This is a genomic window from Arthrobacter sp. B3I4, from assembly GCF_030816855.1.
GTDB lineage: Bacteria > Actinomycetota > Actinomycetes > Actinomycetales > Micrococcaceae > Arthrobacter.
In genome coordinates this window covers 3,159,762-3,178,714 of sequence record NZ_JAUSYK010000001.1, presented here as the reverse complement: position 1 = coordinate 3,178,714, position 18,953 = coordinate 3,159,762, and the positions used below count along the sequence as shown (strand labels likewise).

Genomic DNA, 18,953 nt, shown 5'->3' with positions numbered 1-18,953 from the left:
TCCCATGCCAGATTTTGAACTCAGCGAGGAATACCAGGACCTCAGCGACACCGTCCGCGAATTCGCCGACCAGGTCGTAGCCCCGGTCTCGGCCAAACACGACGAGGAACACAGCTTCCCCTACGAGGTCGTCTCCCAGATGGCCGAGATGGGTCTGTTCGGCCTGCCGTTCCCGGAGGAATTCGGCGGCATGGGCGGGGACTACTTCGCGCTCGCCCTGGCCCTGGAGCAGCTGGGCCGGGTGGACCAGTCAGTCGCCATCACCCTGGAGGCCGGCGTCTCGCTCGGCGCCATGCCGATCCACCGCTTCGGCAACGACGCCCAGAAGCAGGAATGGCTGCCGCTGCTGGCTTCCGGCAAAGCGCTCGCCGGGTTCGGCCTGACCGAACCCGAAGCAGGCTCCGATGCCGGCGGGACCAAAACCACCGCGCGGCTCGAAGGCGCGGAGTGGGTGATCAACGGCAACAAGGAATTCATCACCAACTCCGGTACGGACATCACCAAGCTTGTCACCGTTACCGCCGTCACCGGCCAGCAGGAACGCCCGGACGGCAGCATCAAGAAAGAAATCTCCACCATCCTGGTGCCCACCAGCACCCCCGGCTTCACTGCTGAGAAGGCCTACAACAAGGTTGGCTGGAACGCCTCGGATACCCACCCGCTGACCTTGGACAACGTCCGCGTCCCCACGGAAAACCTGCTCGGCGTCCAGGGCCGCGGCTACGCGAACTTCCTCTCCATCCTCGACGAGGGCAGGATCGCCATCGCGGCGCTCGCCGTCGGCGCCGCCCAGGGTTGCGTGGACCAGGCCGTGAAATATGCCAAGGAGCGCAGCGCCTTCGGTCAGAACATCGGCAAGCACCAGGCCGTCGCCTTCAAGATTGCCCGGATGGAAGCACGCGCCCACACCGCCCGGCTGGCCTACTACGACGCAGCTGCGCGGATGCTCGCCGGCAAGCCGTTCAAGACCCAGGCGGCCATCGCTAAGATGGTCGCAGGCGAGGCAGCCATGGACAACGCGCGGGACGCCACCCAGGTGTTCGGCGGCTATGGCTTCATCAACGAGTTCACCGTGGCACGCCATTACCGGGACTCCAAGATCCTGGAAGTCGGCGAGGGCACCACGGAGGTCCAGCTGATGCTAATCGCCCGCGAACTGGGACTGTAGCCGGCCGGAAGGATTTCCCGATGATCAACAAAGTCGTTGCCAGCCCCGCGGAGGCCGTCGCGGACATCGCCGACGGCGCGTCCCTGGCCGTCGGGGGTTTCGGCCTTTGCGGCATCCCGGTCGCGCTGATCGACGCCCTGCACGAACGCGGCGCAACCGACCTGGAGACCGTGAGCAACAACTGCGGCGTGGATGACTGGGGACTCGGGATCCTGCTCAAAGACGGCCGGATCCGCCGCACCATCAGCTCCTACGTGGGGGAGAACAAGGAATTCGCCCGGCAGTACCTCGCCGGCGAGCTCGAAGTGATCCTCACCCCGCAGGGCACCCTGGCCGAGAAGCTACGCGCCGGCGGTGCAGGCATCCCGGCCTTCTACACGCCCGCCGGCGTCGGTACCCAGGTCTCCGACGGCGGGCTGCCGCAAAAGTACGACGCCGACGGGAACGTCGCGGTTGCCTCCGCCCCCAAGGAGGTCCGCAACTTCGCCGGGACCGACTACGTGTTGGAGGAGGCGCTGACGCCGGACTTTGGCCTGGTGCACGCCTGGAAGGGCGACCGGCACGGCAACCTGGTCTTTCACGCCACCGCAATGAACTTCAACCCGCTCTGCGCAATGGCCGGCAGGATCACCATCGCCGAGGTCGAAGAACTTGTCGAGCCGGGGGAGCTGGACCCGGAGCACATCCACGTCCCCGGGATCTTCGTCCAGCGCGTGGTCCTGGTTCCGGAGGGGGAGAAACGCATCGAAAAACGAACGGTCGCGATGACCGCCGCCGGTAACGCCGCAAGTCCCAGTGACACCAGTCCCGGTAACACCAGTTCCGGTAACCCGAGTCCCACAAATCCGAGTCCCACAAACACTGCGCAGTCAGGAGCCTAGCCGTGGACACGAACAAGTCGCAGGGGGCGCCGGAGCGTCCGGAGGCGGTCCGCCACGAATACCGGCCCGCCGCCGTCGAGCATCCGGACGGCAGCGGGGCCAAGGGCTGGACCCGGAACGAACTGGCCGCCCGCGTGGCACGCGAACTGCACAACGGACAGTACGTCAACCTCGGCATCGGGATGCCTACCCTGATTCCCAACTACATTCCCGCCGGCGTCGAGGTGGTGCTCCACTCGGAGAACGGCATCCTGGGCGTCGGTCCCTACCCGGCCGACGACCAGGTGGACCCGGACCTGATCAACGCCGGCAAGGAAACCGTCACCGTGAACAAGGGCGCGGCGTTCTTCGACTCCGCAGCCTCCTTCGGCATGATCCGCGGCGGCCATGTGGACGTGGCGGTGCTCGGCGCAATGGAAGTGGCACAAAACGGGGACCTCGCCAACTGGATGATCCCGGGAAAGATGGTCAAAGGCATGGGCGGCGCGATGGACCTGGTTTTCGGCGCCAAGAAGGTCATTGTGATGATGGAGCACGTGGACCGCAACGGCAAACCAAAAATTGTCGAGCAGTGCACCCTGCCGCTGACCGGCAAGGGCTGCGTCGACCGGATCATCACAGACCTGGCCGTGATCGACGTCGTCACCGAGGCCGGTACCTCCCGGCTGGTGCTCCGCGAGCTGGCCCCGGGCGTCACCGCCGCGGAAGTCGCCGCGGCCACCGGCGCCGAACTTTTCGAGGAAGACCAGGAACTGACTGTATGACCACCGAGACAACGCCCGGGTCCGGAACCCGCCGGGTGATCGAGCAACGCGGCCTCTACTTCGAGGAACTCGAAGAAGGCGTCGTCTACGCGCACCGGCCCGGCCGGACCGTGACCGAGACGGACAACGTCCTGTTCACCACCATGACCATGAACACCCAGGCGCTGCACCTCGACGCCGCCTGGAGCGCCGGTCAGCCGTTCGGCCAGCGGCTGATGAACTCGATGTTCACCCTCGCCACGCTGGTGGGCCAGTCCGTCCCGCAGCTGACCCAGGGCACCATCATCGCCCAGCTGGGACTGACCGACGTGTCCTTCCCGCACCCGCTATACCACGGCGACACGCTCTACACCGAGACTGTGGTGACCGGAAAGCGGCTGTCTTCCTCCCGGCCCGGCCAAGGGATCGTGACCATGCAGCACACCGGGCGGAACCAGGACGGCGACGTCGTGGCACTCGCGACCCGCAGCTGCCTGATGTGGACCCGCGAGGCGCACACCGGCGGGCAGGGTCCGGCCGGAAAGGGGACAATCGAAGCATGAGTTTCCTGATGGGTCCTGCCCTGCTGTTCTGCCCTGCCGACCGCCCCGAGCGTTACCAGAAGGCCGCCGAGCGCGCCGACGCCGTCATCCTGGACCTGGAGGACGCCGTCGCGCCGGCCGACAAGCAGCGCGCCCGCGGTGCCATCCTTGCCCAGCTCGGTTCCGCGGGCGACGTCCCGGAGCTGGACCCGAGCCGTACCATCATCCGGGTCAACCCGGCGGGCACCGAAGAGTTCGAAAAGGACCTGCACTGCCTCAAACACACCCCGTACCGGCACGTGATGCTCGCCAAGGCCGAGAGCGCTGACCAGCTCAAGAAACTTGAGGGCTACGACGTGATCGCCTTGTGCGAGACGGCCGCCGGGATCGTGAATGCCGCCGCGATCGCCGCCGAGCCCAACGTGGTGGCGCTGATGTGGGGCGCCGAGGACCTGCTCGCCTCCCTCGGCGGCACCTCCAGCCGGAACGACGACGGCGGCTACCGTGCGGTGGCGCTGCACGCCCGCTCCACGGTCCTGCTGGCGGCCCGGGCCTGCGGCAAGGAGGCCGTCGATTCGGTCTACGTCAACATCCCGGACCTTGACGGCCTCGCCGCGGAGTCCCGGGACGCCGTCGCCTCCGGTTTCGGCTCCAAGGCCTGCATCCACCCGAACCAGGTCGCCGCGGTCCGCGAGGCCTATGCCCCATCCGAGGCGGACGTCGCTGCCGCCGTCGAATTGCTCGACGCCGCCGCTGCCGCGGGCACCGGGGTGTTCCAGTACCAGGGCAAGATGATCGACGGGCCCATCCTCAAGCACGCCGAATCCACCCTCCGCCGCGCCGGGCACTAGCCCCACCGGCGTCCGCACGGCCGGCCGCGTCCCGCCGTCTCGAACGCGACCGGGTTTGCATTTGGCGGCAGTGTTTTGCCGCTCGGATACCGGTGTCAACTGTCATTTCGCAGGAGGAGCCGGGCCCGGCGTCGTCGACTCGCCAGAAATGGCCGCTATGGGAGGTCTCATAGCGGCCATTTCAGTCGAAAGGTGTGCCGATGGGGCTCAGGGCTTCCACAAGTAGCGGTTCTCCGGGCGGCCGGCCGCGCCATAGCGCGGGGTCAGCCGTGCGAAGCCGTTGATCACCAGGTACTCAAGGTAGCGGCGGGCGCTCACCCTCGACAGGCCGAGCTGCAAGGCCATGCCCGCCGCCGAGACGTCTTCCGGGCTGGCCCGAAGGGCCTCGATCACGGCGTCCAGCGTAGGCCGGGCGAGTCCTTTCGGCAGCCGGACCTCCGGTCCACCGGGCACCCCGGCCGGGCCGCTTGCCGCCGGGCCGCCTGCTGCCGGGCCGCCTATTGCCGGGCCCCCTATTGCCGGCACGCCTGCTGCCGTGGCCCCGGGGGCGGGGTTCGCGGGAGCCGACCGCCGCGACGGCGCCACGATCCGGTCGATCCGCTCCTGGTCCAGGGGACCGGCTGCGGACCCGGCAGCCAGCTCATCGCGCAGCGCCACGTACTCATCGAGCCGCTCGTTCAGGGCCTGCGAGGTGAAAGGCTTGACCAGATAGTGCAGCACCCCGCCCGCCATCGCTGAACGCACCGTCTCCAACTCGCGTGAAGCGGTGATGACCAGGACATCGACGGGTTGCCGGGGACGGCTGCGGAGCCGCTGCAGCACGTCCAGGCCGGACATGTCCGGCAGGTGGATATCCAGCAGGACCAGCTCCGGCAGCAGCTCGGCCGCGAGATCCAGGCCCTGTTGTCCCGTGTGCGCAGTGGCTACGACGTCGAAGCCGCCACGGGCCAGCAGGAAGCCGTGATGGATCCCCGCCACCGCCACGTCATCGTCAATGATGAGGGTGCGTATACCGCTCATAGTTTTCCAGCTCCACCTTTGGTGTCGTCTCTTGTGTCCGGGATATGGCGGGGATGTCCGCTGTTTCCGCCAGCGGCGTCGTGGCAGCCGCCGGCCCGGGTGCCGCCCCGGGCACCGTCGCAAAGGTCACGGTAAAGCAGGCGCCGCCCAGCTCCGAACGGGACACGCCGGCGGTTCCGCCGCGGCGCCGGGCCACGCGCTGGACCAGCGCCAGGCCGAAGCCGCGGGTATTGATCCCGTCCGGTTCCTTGCTCGTCACGCCGGCTTCGAACACCGACACCCGGTCCGCGTCCGGGACGCCGGGGCCGTCGTCGTCCACGGTGAGGGTCCGCTGCCCGCCGGGCGTCTCGGCCAGTTCGACGGCGATGGTGCTGTCGTAGCCGGTGGCGTCCACGGCGTTGTCGATCAGGTTGCCCAGCACCGTGATCACGTCATCGGTGCCGTCAGGCGAGCACACGGAATCCGGGTCCACCACGATGTCGATGCCGCGCTCGGCGCAGACCGTGGACTTGGCGATCAACAGCGCCCGCACGCCGTCGTCGGTGATCCCCGGGGCGAGCGGCCGGTTCACGAAGGCAGCGTCGCTGTGGCTGCGGCCAAGGTACTCGACCGCCTTGGACTGCTCGCCGAGCTCCAGCAGACCGGAGATCACATGCAGCTTATTGGCGAATTCGTGCGCCTGGGCCCGCAGCGCCTCGGTGACGTCCAGGGCGCCGTCGCGGTCGCGCAGCATGGTGTGCAGCTCGGTCCGGTCCCGCAAAATCAGCACCTTGCCCACCTCACGCCCGTCGACCGTTGCGGCGTTGACCTTGCCCAACAGGATCCGCTCGCCGGAGAGCACCAGTTCCTCGGTGCTGGAACCGGCCGCGAGCAGGCGGTGGATGCCCGGTTCGAGCGACGCTGTCGCCGGTGAACCGAGGATCTCCTCGCCCACGCCGAGCAGCCGGCGGGCCTCATCGTTAACCAACGCGACCCGGCCGTCGGCGTCGACCGCCACCAGACCTTCACCCAGGCCATGGAGCATGGCGTCGCGGGTCTCCAGCAGGGCCGCGATGTCCTCCGGCTCCAGCTTGTAGATCCGGCGCCAGACCAGTTTGGAGACGTACATGGCGCCCAGGGAGCTGAGCAGCGCGGCCCCAAGGAGCCAGCCGAACAGCTGCGGAAGGTCCTCATACAGGTCCGCGGCGAGGGTGCTCTCCAGAACCCCCACCGAGGCGGAGCCGATCACCGAACCGGCTCGGTCGAAGATGGGCACCTTCACCCGCCAGGACTCGCCCAGCGTACCCGTCTGGGTTCCCACGTAAATGTCACCGGATAACGGAACGGAAGGATCGGTGGAAACGTGCTTGCCAATCTCCTCCGGGTTCGGATGCGACTGCCGCACGCCGTCGCGGTCCGTGACCACCACGTAGGTCACGGTCGACGCCTGGCGGATGACTTCGGCGATCGGCTGGATGGTCTCCGCGGGGGAGGCGGTGCCGAAGGCGTCGATCACCGAGGGCAGCCGCGCCACGCTTTCGGCGACGCCGATCAGGCGGCCCTTGTAGGCGTCCCGCAGCTGCTGTTCTTGCATCCGGATCGTCACGGCACCCACGGCGGTGAGGACGGCCAGCACGATTCCGAGCTGGAGGGCGACCAGCTGGAAGCGAAGCGGGATCCTGTGAAACATGTCACAAGTCTCCCATCCGGCGCTGCCGGAACTGGCCGGATGGCGGCCCGCCCGCCGTGACCAATATGACCACTACTACCTCTACGTCCGAATACTGTTCCGCGACCGCACCCGTCCCTAGGGTCGGGGAAGTGATTCCAATGATGTGCATCACATTCGTCCAAGGAGAAACAATGACGTCCCACCCCAACTTCACCCGCCGGGCCGCACTGACGGCCGGCGCAGCGGGCCTCATGCTCGCCCTTTCGGCCTGCGCCGGCGGCGGCACGGGTACCGGCACCGGCGCAGGCGCCGGGGCTAACGCCGGTGCCGACCCGATCAAGAAGCTCAGCATCATCGTGCCCGCTAACCCCGGCGGCGGCTGGGACCAGACCGGCCGGGCCATCCAGGCTGACCTGCAGTCCAACAAGCTTGTGTCCTCGGCGCAGGTCACCAACATCGGCGGCGGCGGCGGCACCAACGGCCTGGCCAAGCTCGCCACGGAGAAGGATGCCAACACCCTGATGGTGATGGGCTACGTAATGGTTGGCGCTGTGGAGACCAACGGGGCGAAGACCCGGCTTGAAGACACCACCCCGATCGCCCGCCTGACCGAGGAGCCGCTGGTGCTTGTGGTCCCGGCGTCGTCGAAGTACCAGTCCGTCAAGGACCTTGTGGACGACATCAAAGCCAACGGCAAGGGCGTCGCCATCACGGGCGGCTCCGCCGGCGGTGCTGACCACATTCTGGCCGGACAGATCCTCAAAACCCAGGGCATCGAACCGGACAAACTGAATTACATCGGCTACTCCGGCGGCGGGGAATCCCTCGCGGCGCTGCTGGGCAATAAGGTCCAGGCCGGCATCTCCGGCATCGGCGAGTACGCCGAGCAGGTCAAGGCCGGAAAGGTCCGGGCGCTCGCCGTCTCCGGCAAGGCCGAGGTCCCCGCACTCCCGGGCGTCAAGCCGCTCACGGACCAGGGCATCGACGTCGTACTGACCAGCTGGCGCGGCGTGGTGGCGCCGGGCTCCATCGACGATGCCCAGCGCACCAAACTGACCGAACTCGTCACCAAGCTGCATGAGTCGGAGACCTGGAAGTCCACGCTGAAGAAGAACAACTGGGACGACGCCTTCCTCGCCGGCGACGGCTTCAAGACCTTCCTCTCCGAGGACATCACCAAGGTGAAGACCACCCTGACGCAGATCGGCCTGGTCAAGTAACAATGTCTTCGCAAGTTCTCACGCCCGCCAAACGGCCAACGGGGGAGATTCTCTTTGCCCTGTTGTTCGTGAGCGTGGGCGCGGCAGGGCTCCTGACGGCGGGATCCATTCCGATCCCGCCGTCAGAGACCGGCATCGGGCCGCGGGCCTTCCCCTACATCGTCTGCAGCATGCTGGTGCTCGTGGGCGCCGGCATCGTCGTCCAGGTCCTACGGGGCAAGGTCGGCCAGGCCGAGGAAGGGGAAGACCTTGACGTCACGGCCAAGACGGACTGGATCGCTTTGGCCAAGCTCGTCGCCTTCGTGGTGCTGCACATCTTCCTGATCGAACCGGCGGGCTGGCCCGTGGCGGCGGCCGTCCTGTTCAGCGGGGCGGCCTGGACGCTGGAGGCCAAACCGCTGTGGAAGGCGGTCCTGGTCTCCGTGGTGATGGCCCTCGTGCTGCAGTACGTGTTTGGCGGCCTGCTGGGCGTCTCGCTTCCGCCGGGCCCGCTGCTTGAGGGGGTGCCGTTCTTCCATGGATAGTTTCCTGCTCCTGCTTGAAGGGTTTTCGACGGCGCTCCAGCCGATCTACCTGCTCTACGCCCTGGGCGGCGTCTTCGTCGGCACCGCCGTCGGCGTCCTGCCCGGGATCGGGCCCGCGATGACCGTGGCGCTGCTGATGCCGATCACCTACGCCCTGGATCCTGCGGCGGCGCTGATCGTCTTCGCCGGCATCTACTACGGCGGCATGTACGGCGGCTCCACCACCTCCATCCTGCTCAACACGCCAGGCGAGTCTTCCTCGATCGTCACGGCGCTGGAGGGCAACAAGATGGCCAAGGCAGGCCGGGGAGCGGCGGCGCTCGCGACGGCGGCCATCGGCTCGTTCATCGCCGGCACCATCGCCACGGTGCTGCTGTCCTTCCTCGCCCCGGTGGTTGCGGAACTCGCCGTCGGCCTTGGCCCGGTGGACTATGTGGCGCTGATGGTGGTGGCCTTCCTGACCGTGGGCGCGCTGCTGGGCGCTTCGGTGCTGCGCGGCCTGGCCTCGCTGGCGCTGGGCCTGTTCATCGGCCTGATCGGCATCGACGACAGCACGGCGCAGCAGCGCTTCACCTTCGACAACCCGAACCTGGTCGACGGCATCGACATGGTGCTGGTCGCGGTGGGGCTGTTTGCGCTCGGCGAGGCTCTGTATGTCGCGTCCAAGCTCCGGCACGGCCCGGTTGAAGTCATCCCGGTCAGCAAGGGCAAGAACGCCTGGCTGTCCAAGGAGGACTGGAAGCGGTCTTGGAAGCCCTGGCTGCGCGGCACCTTCATCGGCTTCCCGATCGGCACGGTGCCGGCCGGCGGCGCCGACGTTTCCACGTTCCTGTCCTACGCTGCCGAGCGGAAACTGGCGAAGGGCACCCACAAAGCCCAGTTCGGCAAGGGCGCTATCGAGGGTGTCGCCGGTCCGGAAGCCGCGAACAACGCCGCGGCCGCAGGCGTCCTGGTGCCGCTGCTGACCCTCGGCATCCCGACGACGGCGACGGCGGCCATGATGCTCACGGCTTTCCAGCGCTACCAGATCCAGCCCGGACCGCTTTTGTTCGAAAACCAGGGCGCCCTGGTCTGGACCCTGATCGCCTCCCTGTACGTGGGGAACCTCATGCTGCTGGTGCTCAACCTGCCGCTTGTCGGCCTCTGGGTAAAGATCCTGCAGATCCCGCGGCCCTACCTGTACGCCGGCATCCTGGTCTTCGCCGCCCTGGGCGCCTTCTCGGTTAACTTCTCGCCGAGCGACGTCGGTGTCCTGCTGGTGGTCGGCATCCTGGGCTACTTCATGCGCCGCTACGGCTACCCGGTAGCGCCGATGGTGGTCGCGATGATCCTGGGCCCGATGTTCGAAGTGCAGCTGCGGCGTTCGCTGCAGCTCTCCCAGAACGACCCGGCGGCCCTGTTCTCGACGCCGTTCGCCATCGTGGTCTACGCGACCATGGCGCTGATCTTCCTCGGGTCCTGGTGGCTGCGCCGCCGCCAGGCCGCCCTCGAAGCGGTCCCCGAGAAGGAAGAGGTGTCCGTGTAGGCCGGATGCTTCATCGAGTAGCCGCAAATGGCCGGAATGGTACCCACCATTCCGGCCATTTGCGTCCTATGGGCCCACCGCAGTCGGCGCGCTCGCCGTCGCTGCCTCGTCCCGGGCTGCATTCCCGGCTGCCCGGCCGACCTCAGGTGTCCGGCGGCAGGGACAGCGGCGGAATGGACTCGCCCAGCTGGAGCCGGATCCAGCGCTGGCCCGTCTGCCGGAACTCCGCCCGGGTGGCGAAGCGGTAAAGGTAGCTGGTGACCCGCACCCAGCGGGGACGGGCGCCGTCGAACGGGTCATGGCGCAGCAGGCGCAGGGTGGGGCGGTCCGCTTCCAGCAGTCTCTCGAGGAACGCGTAAAACCACTGCTCGTGCACGCTGCGCAGCGGCAGGAACCACATCAGCCAGTCCAGACGCAGATGGTACGGCGCCCACTGGCGCGGAACCCGGCGGACGTCCCCGGGCTTGCCCCGGAAGCCGTACTCCCGCCACTCCGCCGTGTCATCGGGTTCCGCAGCGAGGGTCCCCTCCACGATGATTTCAATCCGCTGCTTGGTGACCGAGCCGAAGGCGCCGTAGGCATTGACGAGCTGCCAGCGGTTGAAGGCGGCATTCATCAGCTGGTACTTCGACAGCAGGTTCTCGATCGGCCGGTAGCTGAGCACTAGCAACAGCACCGTGGCCAGGAAGACCACTACCAGCCACGGTACCGGCGCCTGGCTACCCTCGCCCGCGGGAGCGCCCGCGCCCCACACACCGGTGTGCCAGTCGAGCGGGATCGCCGGGACCAGGGCGTGCGCTACCGGGTCGCTGACGGCGGCGAAGGCGAGCAGGATCGCCATCCAGTTGAGCCAGGCGAAGTTTCCGCTGGCCACCAGCCAGAGCTGGGTGAGGATGATGACCCCGGCGGCCGCGCTGGCCACCGGCTGCGGCGCGAAGAGGAAGAACGGCACCACCAGCTGGGAGAAGTGGTTGCCCAGAACCTCAATCCGGTGCCACGCCTTGGGCAGCAGGTGGGCCTGCCGGCTGAGCGGCCCGGGCATCGGCTGGGTTTCGTGGTGGTAGTACAGCGCAGTGAGGTCACGCCACTCCGAACCACCGCGGATCTTGATCATGCCGGCGCCGAACTCCAGCCGGAACACCAGCCACGCCAGCAGGATCAGGATGGTCCGCGGCGGGGGAGTCTGGTCCGAGCCCAGGAACGCCACGGTGAAGCCGGCCTCCAGCAGCAGCATCTCCCAGCCAAAGCCGTAAAACGTCTGCCCCACATTAACGATGGACATGTAGAGCAGCCACAGCGTCAGAAACGCCAGCAGCGGAACCCATGGCGGTCCCTGCTGCGGCACGCCCAGGACCAGCACCGCGGAGATCAGCAGGCCGGCCCAGCAGACGGCCCGCAGCAGCCGGTCCGAGTACCGCCAGCTGAACAGGGTCGGCCGGTCCCGGCGGCGGGAACGGGCCAGGACGTCCGGCACGGGCAGGAGTCCGCGCTCGCCGAGGAGCGCCGGGAACTGGTTCAGGGAGGACAGGAAGGCCACGAAGTAGATGGCGGCGATGCCTCGCTGCAGCACCTGCCGGGCGAACTCGTACTCCGGTGCGTCAAACCAGGCCGTCCACTCCACGGTCCCCACGTTACGCCTGCGCTCTGCGGCGTCAACGGCCCTCACCGCCCGGCAGTGCCGCCGTCGGGTGCGCACCTCGCCGCCGTCGGTGCGCACCTGACCGCCGTCGAGTGCGCATTTCGCGGCAGTGTCGCGCGCAATGATTGCCGCGAAGTGCGAACTCGGTGCACGGCGAGGGTACGGAACCCGGTGCGGGATACTTAAACCATGCAGCCGCGCACCATAGTCCTTCTCGGATCCACCGGGTCCATTGGCACCCAGGCCATCGACGTGGTCGACGGCGCCCCGCACCTTTTCGAGATCGTCGCCCTCAGCGCCGGCGGCGGCAACCTCGAACTCCTCGCCCGGCAGGCCGTGCACACCCGGGCGCGGGCCATCGGCATTGCCAGCGGAGACCCGGCGTCCCTGCGGCAGTTGATCGACGACGCCGCCCGCGCAGCCGGCGTCCACGGCTACCGACCGGAGATTCTGGCCGGCCCCGATGCTTCCACCCGGATTGCGGAAATCCCGGCCGACGTCGTGCTCAACGGGATCACCGGCTCGATCGGGCTCGCCCCCACTCTCGCGGCGCTGAAGTCCGGCGCTACCCTTGCGCTGGCGAATAAGGAATCACTGATTGTCGGTGGCGCCCTGGTCAAGGCGGCCGCGCGGGAAGGTCAGATCGTCCCGGTCGACTCCGAGCACTCCGCGATCGCCCAGTGCCTGCGTTCGGGGACGGCCGCGGAGGTGGACCGGCTGGTGCTGACCGCATCCGGCGGACCGTTCCGCGGCAGGACCCGCGAGCAGCTGCAGGACGTCACACCGCAGGATGCCCTGGCCCACCCCACCTGGGACATGGGCCTGATGGTTACCACCAATTCCGCCAGCCTGGTGAACAAGGGCCTGGAAGTCATTGAAGCCCACCTGCTCTTCGACATTCCGCTGGAGAAAATCGACGTCGTGGTCCACCCGCAGTCGGTGGTGCACTCCATGGTCCAGTTCGTCGACGGTTCCACCATCGCGCAGGCGTCGCCGCCGGACATGCGGCTGCCCATAGCCCTGGGCCTGGGCTGGCCGGACCGGGTGGCCGGCGCCGCGCAACCCTGCGACTGGACGAAGGCGACGAGCTGGAGTTTTGAACCGCTGGACACCCTGGCTTTCCCCGCCGTCGGCCTGGCCAAGGAAGCGGCCCGGCGGGGGAGCACCTTCCCCGCGGTCTTCAATGCCGCCAACGAGGAAGCCGTGATGGCCTTCCACGCCGGCCAGATCCGCTTTCCCGATATTGTTGACACCATCGAAGCAGTCCTCAGCGAGCACTCGGGATCCTCCGGGTTGACACTCGACACCGTGCTGGATGCTGAACAGTGGGCACGCGCGCGGGCCCTCGAGCGTTTGGCCGTTGGAAGCGCCTGACACCTAGCCGACCAATGCCCAGGAAGTAGCAAAGCCCAGCATGAGCCCCGTTGTCCTCTTTATCTTCGGCGTCGTCTTCGTCGTAATCGGCATCGCCGTCTCCATCGCCCTGCACGAGGTGGGGCACCTGGTCCCGGCCAAGCTCTTCAAGGTGCGCGTGACGAAGTACATGATCGGCTTCGGTCCCACGCTCTGGTCCCGGCGCCGCGGCGAGACCGAATACGGACTCAAGGCCATCCCGCTCGGCGGTTTTGTCTCGATGATCGGCATGTACCCGCCGAACAAGACGGACGGCAGCGTCCGGACCTCCAGTACCGGCATGTTCCAGTCGCTGGCCTCGGACGCCCGTTCCCTGGCGCACGAGGAAATCGGCCCTGACGACGGCAACCGGGTTTTCTACCGGCTGCCGGTCTGGAAAAAAATCATCATCATGCTCGGCGGGCCGGCGATGAACCTGCTGATCGGCGTGGTGCTGACCGCCGTGCTGCTGATGGGCTTCGGCGTCGCGACCTCCACCACCACCATCGCCGACGTCTCCAAGTGCCAGGTCAAGGCCGGCGAAACCGTCGACCCCAACTCCGCCGACTGCAAGCTCACCCCAGCGGCCGCCGCCGGCCTCAAGCCCAACGACCGGATCACGTCCTTCGACGGCAAGGCTGTCACCAGCTGGGAGGAGCTCACCGGCTGGATCCGGGCCTCCGCGGACCGGCCGGTCAGGATCACGGTGGAGCGCGACGGCGCCCCGGTCACCACCACAGTCACCCCCGTCCTGTCTGCCCGCCCCGTCGTCGGCGAGGACGGCCGGCAGGCCAAGGACGCCGCCGGCAAACCCCGCTACCAGGACGTCGGCTTCCTTGGCATCGGCGCCCAGACCGCGCTCGTCCCGCAGCCGGCAACGTCCGTGCTGCCGATGGCCGGCGAGAACATCCAGCAGATCGCCGGCGTCGTGCTGAACCTGCCGGCCCGGGTGGCCGGCGTGGCGCAGGCCGCCTTCAGTGAGGAACCCCGCGACCCCAACGGCCCCATCAGCGTCGTCGGGGTGGGCCGCGTGGCCGGAGAAGTCGCCGCCATGGAGCAGATTCCGCTGCAGAGCCGGCTGGCCGCCCTGGTCGGGCTGCTTGCCGGGCTGAACTTCGCGCTGGCCGTGTTCAACCTCGTCCCGCTGCTGCCGCTCGACGGCGGCCACGTCGCCGGGGCGCTGTACGAGGGGGCCCGCCGGCGGATCGCCAAGCTCTTCGGCCGGCCCGACCCCGGTGCGTTCGATATCGCCAAGCTGCTGCCGGTGACCTACGTGGTGGCCGTGCTGCTGATGGGCATGTCCGCGCTGCTCATCTACGCGGACATCGTCAAACCGGTCAACCTGTTCGGCTGACCCGGCCCGCGCCCAAGCCCCCGGCGTGACCTCAGCACCTCCCGGGGCCAGTGCCGACGCTCCCGCCCAGTTACCTCCGCTCCCGCCCAGTTACCTCCGCGCGGACCGCGGTCTGCGCCGCAGGTCCGTGTGTTCCCGGGACTGGCAGCGGGGCAGGACCGAAGTAACTGGGCGGGAGCGTCGTAGCAGCGCGGTCCGGCTGGCCGCCGGACGCAAACCCATACCGGCTGATTCTGCATAATCAGCTATGAATGGTTGATTGTGCCGAATCAGCCGCTTATGGTTGGAGCATGTACGTCCTCACCATTGACCAACGCGGCAGCAGCACCGACGTCGACCGCGTCCCCGAGCTGCTCGCCGGACTCGGGGAGCTCTGCCCCGGCGCGGGTTTCGAACGCTCGGTCGGCGATGAAGTCCAGGGTGTCCTGGACCGCCCCGAAGAGGCCGTGGACGTCGCCCTGCACGCCCTCCGCAACGGACGGTGGTACGTGGGCATCGGCGTCGGCCCGGTCGACCTTCCGCTGCCGGCCAGTCCGAGGGAGGGATCGGGCCGGGCCTTTGTCGCCGCCCGCCATGCGGTGGAGCGGGCCAAGGCCGCTTCCTCCCATGTCCCGCTGGCCGTGGCCGCCGGGACGGTTGCGCGCGGTGCTGCCGCCGGGAAGGGGGGAACCCCCGGGGACGGGCCGCCTGGGACGCTCGAGTGCGCCAACGCGGAGGCGGTGCTGCGGCTCATCGGGCGTCTGGTCCAGGACCGGACCACCGCGCAGTGGAAGGTCGTCGACGCGGTGCGCGGCCTCCGGGACGGCCAGCCCGGCACGCACGGGATGCAGAAGGTCGCTGCCCGCCAGTTGGGAATTACGGAACAGTCGGTGAGCCGTTCGCTCCTGCGCTCCGGTTGGCAGGAAGAATGGGCGGCGAGGCCGGCGGCGGAAATGCTCCTGGCCCTGGCCCACAGCCTGACCGCCGGAACGGACAACGCCGCCCGGCAAGCCCCTAGCAAAGGAGACCGGTGAGCGCCCTCTGGATCACGCTGGCCCTGCTGGTCGCAGGCTTCGCCGGCTGGCCGGTCACCGCCCTGGTGTTCCGTCTTGCCCGGACCATCGATGACAGGTCCGACATCCGGTCGGCCGCCGGCGCCGACGTTTCGGACAGCGCCGCGGGCGCCGGCGTTCCGGACAGCGCCGTCCCCGGCGCCACTGAAGACGCTGCCTCCCAAGGCAGCGCCGCGGCAGGTAGCGCTGCCGCGCCGGAAAACGCCGCGCCGGAAAACGTTCATGGCGCCACGGTCGACGGCGAAATCACCGTGCCGTCCCCGCCGCCCACCGTGCCTACGAACGCGACCGTGCCCGCCGCAGGCGTGTCCCGCGCGGCCCCAGGCGGGGCCGCAGGCGGGGCCCCGGGCACTGCCCCGGCGGCGCCCGGAGCCGGCACCCGCATCCTGCGTGGCGGAGCGATTATCGGCGTGCTGGAACGGCTGGCGGTATGCCTGGCCATCCTGGCCGGCCAGCCGGTGGCGATTGCCTACGTGGTGGCGATCAAGGGTCTGGGCCGGTTCGCGGAGCTGAAGGAAACCCCGGTGGCCGCCGAGCGGTTCATCATCGGCACCCTCACCTCCATGCTCTGGGCGGCCGGGATCGCAGCGCTGGCCAAGGTCGTCTTCCTGGCCTGACGCCGGGAGCGGATGGGAACCGGGCAGGCGGGGGGATAGGGTAGCGGTATGACTGTTTTTGCTGTTGAGTACGTCTACGACGCCGAATCCGCCGAATCCCGAGCCGCCGCCCGGCCCGCACACCGCGAATGGACCGCCGGACTGGCCCAGGACGGCACACTCCTCGCCAGCGGCCCGTACTCCGACGGTGCAGGCGCCCTGCTCATCGTCCGCGCCGTTGACGAAGAGGCGTTGAGTGCGATCCTCAAGCAGGATCCCTTTGCTGCGGCCAGCGCAATTTCCGGCATCCGCACCACGGAGTGGGCTCCGGTCACCGGCCTGCTGGCCGAGCACTCCAGCTAGGCCGTCCCGCCGCGAGCTAGCGGTTCTTCGATCCAAGTTTCGATTTTTCAAGAGGAGTCCACGTGACCTCGGTCAGCCTGGGAATGCCGTCGGCACCACCCCCCGTACTAGCCCCGCGCCGGAAGACCCGCCAGATCAAGGTGGGATCGGTCGGCGTCGGGTCCGACTCGCCCATCAGCGTGCAGTCAATGACAACGACTCCGACCACGGACATCAACGCCACCCTGCAGCAGATCGCCGAACTCACGGCGTCCGGCTGCGACATTGTCCGCGTGGCCTGCCCGTCCGCAGATGACGCCGCCGCCCTGCCGATCATTGCCCGGAAGTCCCAGATCCCGGTGATCGCGGACATTCACTTCCAGCCGAAGTACGTCTTCGCCGCAATCGAAGCCGGCTGCGCCGCGGTCCGGGTGAACCCCGGCAACATCCGCAAGTTCGATGACCAGGTCAAGGAAATCGCCCGGGCAGCCAAGGACCACGGCACGTCCATCCGAATCGGCGTCAACGCCGGCTCGCTGGAGCCGGGCATCCTGAAGAAATATGGCAAGGCCACCCCGGAAGCCCTGGTGGAATCCGCTGTCTGGGAAGCCTCGCTGTTCGAAGAGCACGGCTTCCACGACTTCAAGATCTCGGTCAAGCACAACGACCCCGTCATCATGGTCGCCGCGTACGAGATGCTGGCCGAGAAGGGCGACTGGCCCCTGCACCTTGGCGTGACCGAGGCCGGTCCCGCGTTCCAGGGCACCATCAAGTCCGCCACTGCCTTCGGCGCGCTGCTCTCCCGCGGCATCGGTGACACCATCCGGGTTTCCCTTTCCGCCCCGCCGGTGGAAGAGATCAAGGTGGGCAACCAGATCCTGCAGTCCCTGAACCTGCGCCCGCGCAAGCTCGAGATCGTCTCCTGCCCGTCCTGCGGACGCGCCCAGGTGGACGTGTACACGCTGGCCGAGCAGGTCACGGCCGGGCTCGAGGGCATGGAGGTTCCGCTCCGTGTGGCGGTCATGGGCTGCGTCGTCAACGGCCCCGGGGAGGCCCGGGAAGCTGACCTCGGCGTCGCGTCGGGCAACGGCAAGGGCCAGATCTTCGTCAAGGGCGAAGTCATCAAGACTGTCCCCGAGGACCAGATTGTTGAGACACTGATCGAAGAGGCAATGCGTCTCGCTGAAGAGATGGGGGAGTCCGATGGCGAAGATGCTGTCCAGGGTAGCCCCGTGGTTAGCGTCTCGTAGGGACGGTGCCGCTGCCGGCGCCGCCGTCCGGGTACTGGGGGACAGCGACACCGGCGCCCTCCTGGACCTCGCCCGGCAGGACGCCGTCGCAAACGTCTTTCTCCTGTCGCACTTGGAGTCGGCAGGCACCGCTTCGCCGACCGCGGGCGGCGCCAGCATCCTGGGAGTGTTCGACGGCGGCACGCTTGTGGGAGCGTGCTGGGCCGGAGCCAACCTGGTACCGGTACAGCTGGAACCGGAACTTGCCGGGCTGGTGGCGGCCGCAGCGCACAACTCGGGCCGTCGTTATGCCTCCATCTTTGGTCCCGCAGCGACGGTTCTGGCCCTTCATGCAGCCATGGAGGAGCTAGGCCACTCGGCGCAGGAAATCCGGGCCGAGCAACCGCTTCTGGCCATCTCCGGGCCTCCCCTGATCGAGCCCGACCCGGCCCTTGGCCGGGGCCAGCTCGCGGACTTTGACCGGATCCTGCCTGCCTGCGCGGCCATGTTCGAGGAAGAAGTAGGCTATTCGCCGTATCTGGGCGGCCGTGAGTATTACAGCCGCAGGGTCAAAGGACTGATCCGGGCCGGACACTCGCTGGTGCATATCGGCGCCGACGGCGAGGTGGTGTTCAAGGCCGAGCTGGGTGCCGTGACCGCAGACGCGACGCAGGTGCAAGGCGTCTGGATGAATCCGGCTTTCCGCGGGCAGGGCCGGAGCGCCGGCTATATGGCCGCCGTCGTAGTCTTCGCCCAGACTCTCGCGCCGGTCACTAGTCTCTATGTTAACGACTTCAACTCCCGCGCGCGGGCCAGTTATGAACGGGTGGGTTTCCACCAGGTGGGCACCTTCGCGACCGTTCTTTTCTAGACAGGTTATTGACAGAGATATGTGACAAGAATGTGGTTGCAAGCTCTTGTTTTGGCGACGTAGATCACATAAATTCGTCCTAGCCGCGCCGAGCAGGTGCGAGCGGTCTCAGGGAGGAATGAACCATCGGCTGCGGGTGCCACCCGCTGGCAGGACTAGCCAGAAGTAAGCAGCCATGGACTTAGCGGCACTGGGGTCGCGGGGGCCACGCCATTGGGGGATGACCAGCCGTAAACGGCCAGGGGCTTCTTCCTTATGGCGTGGCTCTTCCCTTTCCGCACGGGAGTGCCGCCCGCGGCTAGACGGTAGATTAGTAGCTGGACATTTCGTCAGCTCCAGCAAGCCCCGCACTT

At 67.9% G+C, this 18,953-nt stretch carries 19 protein-coding genes; 16 read left to right on the top strand and 3 right to left on the bottom strand.

From position 1 onward, the window contains the following. The first annotated feature begins 4 nt into the window (after nt 1-4). Genes QFZ61_RS15055 through QFZ61_RS15035 form a run of 5 tightly spaced genes read left to right on the top strand, consistent with a single transcriptional unit; the run spans nt 5 to nt 4,185 of the window. On the top strand, nt 5-1,168 hold the full coding sequence (locus tag QFZ61_RS15055) for an acyl-CoA dehydrogenase family protein (protein ID WP_307037362.1): 1,164 nt from the start codon (nt 5-7) through the stop codon (nt 1,166-1,168). A gap of 20 nt (nt 1,169-1,188) precedes the next feature. Further along, the gene (locus QFZ61_RS15050; RefSeq protein ID WP_307037360.1) at nt 1,189-2,049 is read left to right on the top strand and encodes a CoA transferase subunit A; all 861 of its coding nucleotides are present in this window, start codon (nt 1,189-1,191) and stop codon (nt 2,047-2,049) included. 2 nt (nt 2,050-2,051) lie between these two features. Then, complete coding sequence (locus QFZ61_RS15045; protein WP_307037358.1) at nt 2,052-2,813, top strand: 3-oxoacid CoA-transferase subunit B; 762 nt, start codon at nt 2,052-2,054, stop codon at nt 2,811-2,813. Continuing rightward, entirely contained in the window at nt 2,810-3,355 is a 546-nt protein-coding gene (locus QFZ61_RS15040) for a MaoC family dehydratase (RefSeq protein ID WP_307037356.1), read from the top strand. The genes QFZ61_RS15045 and QFZ61_RS15040 overlap by 4 nt, the downstream gene beginning before the upstream one ends. Beyond that, nucleotides 3,352-4,185 carry a CoA ester lyase gene (locus tag QFZ61_RS15035; protein WP_307037354.1) on the top strand — a complete coding sequence of 278 codons (834 nt, stop codon included), beginning with the start codon at nt 3,352-3,354 and terminating at the stop codon, nt 4,183-4,185. The genes QFZ61_RS15040 and QFZ61_RS15035 overlap by 4 nt, the downstream gene beginning before the upstream one ends. A gap of 207 nt (nt 4,186-4,392) precedes the next feature. Here QFZ61_RS15035 and QFZ61_RS15030 read toward each other — a convergent pair whose 3' ends face one another. Then, nucleotides 4,393-5,205 (bottom strand): response regulator, encoded by an 813-nt coding sequence (locus tag QFZ61_RS15030; protein ID WP_307037352.1) that lies wholly within the window; start codon nt 5,203-5,205, stop codon nt 4,393-4,395. Beyond that, complete coding sequence (locus QFZ61_RS15025; RefSeq protein ID WP_307037350.1) at nt 5,177-6,874, bottom strand: sensor histidine kinase; 1,698 nt, start codon at nt 6,872-6,874, stop codon at nt 5,177-5,179. Before QFZ61_RS15025 ends, QFZ61_RS15030 begins: the two co-directional genes overlap by 29 nt. Here QFZ61_RS15025 and QFZ61_RS15020 point away from each other — a divergent pair. From QFZ61_RS15020 to QFZ61_RS15005, 4 genes are read left to right on the top strand one after another with little or no spacing between them, the layout of a single operon-like run. After that, the gene (locus QFZ61_RS15020; protein WP_307037348.1) at nt 6,873-6,995 is read left to right on the top strand and encodes a hypothetical protein; all 123 of its coding nucleotides are present in this window, start codon (nt 6,873-6,875) and stop codon (nt 6,993-6,995) included. The two genes, QFZ61_RS15025 and QFZ61_RS15020, sit on opposite strands and share 2 nt — an antisense overlap. A gap of 52 nt (nt 6,996-7,047) precedes the next feature. Further along, entirely contained in the window at nt 7,048-8,076 is a 1,029-nt protein-coding gene (locus QFZ61_RS15015) for a tripartite tricarboxylate transporter substrate binding protein (protein WP_307037346.1), read from the top strand. A 2-nt stretch (nt 8,077-8,078) separates the two neighbouring features. Then, nucleotides 8,079-8,600 (top strand): tripartite tricarboxylate transporter TctB family protein, encoded by a 522-nt coding sequence (locus tag QFZ61_RS15010; RefSeq protein WP_307037344.1) that lies wholly within the window; start codon nt 8,079-8,081, stop codon nt 8,598-8,600. Next, nucleotides 8,593-10,125, top strand: coding sequence for a tripartite tricarboxylate transporter permease (locus tag QFZ61_RS15005; RefSeq protein WP_307037342.1), 1,533 nt, complete (start codon nt 8,593-8,595; stop codon nt 10,123-10,125). The genes QFZ61_RS15010 and QFZ61_RS15005 overlap by 8 nt, the downstream gene beginning before the upstream one ends. 142 nt (nt 10,126-10,267) lie before the next feature. Here the strand turns inward: QFZ61_RS15005 and QFZ61_RS15000 are convergent, their stop codons facing one another. Continuing rightward, complete coding sequence (locus tag QFZ61_RS15000) at nt 10,268-11,746, bottom strand: lipase maturation factor family protein (protein WP_307037340.1); 1,479 nt, start codon at nt 11,744-11,746, stop codon at nt 10,268-10,270. Nucleotides 11,747-11,953: 207 nt separating this feature from the next. Here QFZ61_RS15000 and dxr point away from each other — a divergent pair, with 207 nt between their 5' ends. The 7 genes from dxr (at nt 11,954) to QFZ61_RS14965 (ending at nt 18,600) form a co-directional block, all read left to right on the top strand. Beyond that, nucleotides 11,954-13,138, top strand: a complete 1,185-nt coding sequence (gene dxr, locus QFZ61_RS14995; RefSeq protein ID WP_307037339.1) for a 1-deoxy-D-xylulose-5-phosphate reductoisomerase — start codon at nt 11,954-11,956, stop codon at nt 13,136-13,138. Between the two features lie 40 nt (nt 13,139-13,178). Beyond that, nucleotides 13,179-14,510 (top strand): RIP metalloprotease, encoded by a 1,332-nt coding sequence (locus tag QFZ61_RS14990; RefSeq protein ID WP_307037337.1) that lies wholly within the window; start codon nt 13,179-13,181, stop codon nt 14,508-14,510. Between the two features lie 290 nt (nt 14,511-14,800). After that, a complete protein-coding gene (locus tag QFZ61_RS14985; RefSeq protein WP_307037336.1) occupies nt 14,801-15,523 on the top strand; it encodes a MarR family transcriptional regulator in 723 nt (240 codons plus the stop codon). Continuing rightward, nucleotides 15,520-16,179 carry a hypothetical protein gene (locus tag QFZ61_RS14980; protein WP_307037334.1) on the top strand — a complete coding sequence of 220 codons (660 nt, stop codon included), beginning with the start codon at nt 15,520-15,522 and terminating at the stop codon, nt 16,177-16,179. The genes QFZ61_RS14985 and QFZ61_RS14980 overlap by 4 nt, the downstream gene beginning before the upstream one ends. A gap of 48 nt (nt 16,180-16,227) precedes the next feature. After that, nucleotides 16,228-16,521, top strand: coding sequence for a YciI family protein (locus QFZ61_RS14975; RefSeq protein WP_307037333.1), 294 nt, complete (start codon nt 16,228-16,230; stop codon nt 16,519-16,521). A 62-nt stretch (nt 16,522-16,583) separates the two neighbouring features. Next, nucleotides 16,584-17,750: a flavodoxin-dependent (E)-4-hydroxy-3-methylbut-2-enyl-diphosphate synthase gene (gene ispG / locus QFZ61_RS14970; protein ID WP_307037332.1), complete on the top strand. Its 1,167-nt coding sequence runs from the start codon at nt 16,584-16,586 to the stop codon at nt 17,748-17,750. Beyond that, complete coding sequence (locus tag QFZ61_RS14965) at nt 17,713-18,600, top strand: GNAT family N-acetyltransferase (RefSeq protein WP_307038240.1); 888 nt, start codon at nt 17,713-17,715, stop codon at nt 18,598-18,600. The genes ispG and QFZ61_RS14965 overlap by 38 nt, the downstream gene beginning before the upstream one ends. The last annotated feature ends 353 nt before the right edge of the window (nt 18,601-18,953 follow it).

Excerpts from the sequence above, each read along its gene's own strand:
- QFZ61_RS15055 (WP_307037362.1), top strand. The coding sequence starts at position 5 with ATGCCAGATTTTGAACTCAGCGAGGAATACCAGGACCTCAGCGACACC.
- QFZ61_RS15050 (WP_307037360.1), top strand. The coding sequence starts at position 1,189 with ATGATCAACAAAGTCGTTGCCAGCCCCGCGGAGGCCGTCGCGGACATC.
- QFZ61_RS15040 (WP_307037356.1), top strand. The coding sequence starts at position 2,810 with ATGACCACCGAGACAACGCCCGGGTCCGGAACCCGCCGGGTGATCGAG.
- QFZ61_RS15035 (WP_307037354.1), top strand. The coding sequence starts at position 3,352 with ATGAGTTTCCTGATGGGTCCTGCCCTGCTGTTCTGCCCTGCCGACCGC.
- QFZ61_RS15030 (WP_307037352.1), bottom strand. The coding sequence starts at position 5,205 with ATGAGCGGTATACGCACCCTCATCATTGACGATGACGTGGCGGTGGCG.
- QFZ61_RS15020 (WP_307037348.1), top strand. The coding sequence starts at position 6,873 with ATGTCACAAGTCTCCCATCCGGCGCTGCCGGAACTGGCCGGATGGCGG.
- QFZ61_RS15025 (WP_307037350.1), bottom strand. The coding sequence starts at position 6,874 with ATGTTTCACAGGATCCCGCTTCGCTTCCAGCTGGTCGCCCTCCAGCTC.
- QFZ61_RS15015 (WP_307037346.1), top strand. The coding sequence starts at position 7,048 with ATGACGTCCCACCCCAACTTCACCCGCCGGGCCGCACTGACGGCCGGC.
- QFZ61_RS15010 (WP_307037344.1), top strand. The coding sequence starts at position 8,079 with ATGTCTTCGCAAGTTCTCACGCCCGCCAAACGGCCAACGGGGGAGATT.
- QFZ61_RS15005 (WP_307037342.1), top strand. The coding sequence starts at position 8,593 with ATGGATAGTTTCCTGCTCCTGCTTGAAGGGTTTTCGACGGCGCTCCAG.
- dxr (WP_307037339.1), top strand. The coding sequence starts at position 11,954 with ATGCAGCCGCGCACCATAGTCCTTCTCGGATCCACCGGGTCCATTGGC.
- QFZ61_RS14990 (WP_307037337.1), top strand. The coding sequence starts at position 13,179 with ATGAGCCCCGTTGTCCTCTTTATCTTCGGCGTCGTCTTCGTCGTAATC.
- QFZ61_RS14985 (WP_307037336.1), top strand. The coding sequence starts at position 14,801 with ATGTACGTCCTCACCATTGACCAACGCGGCAGCAGCACCGACGTCGAC.
- QFZ61_RS14975 (WP_307037333.1), top strand. The coding sequence starts at position 16,228 with ATGACTGTTTTTGCTGTTGAGTACGTCTACGACGCCGAATCCGCCGAA.
- QFZ61_RS14965 (WP_307038240.1), top strand. The coding sequence starts at position 17,713 with ATGCTGTCCAGGGTAGCCCCGTGGTTAGCGTCTCGTAGGGACGGTGCC.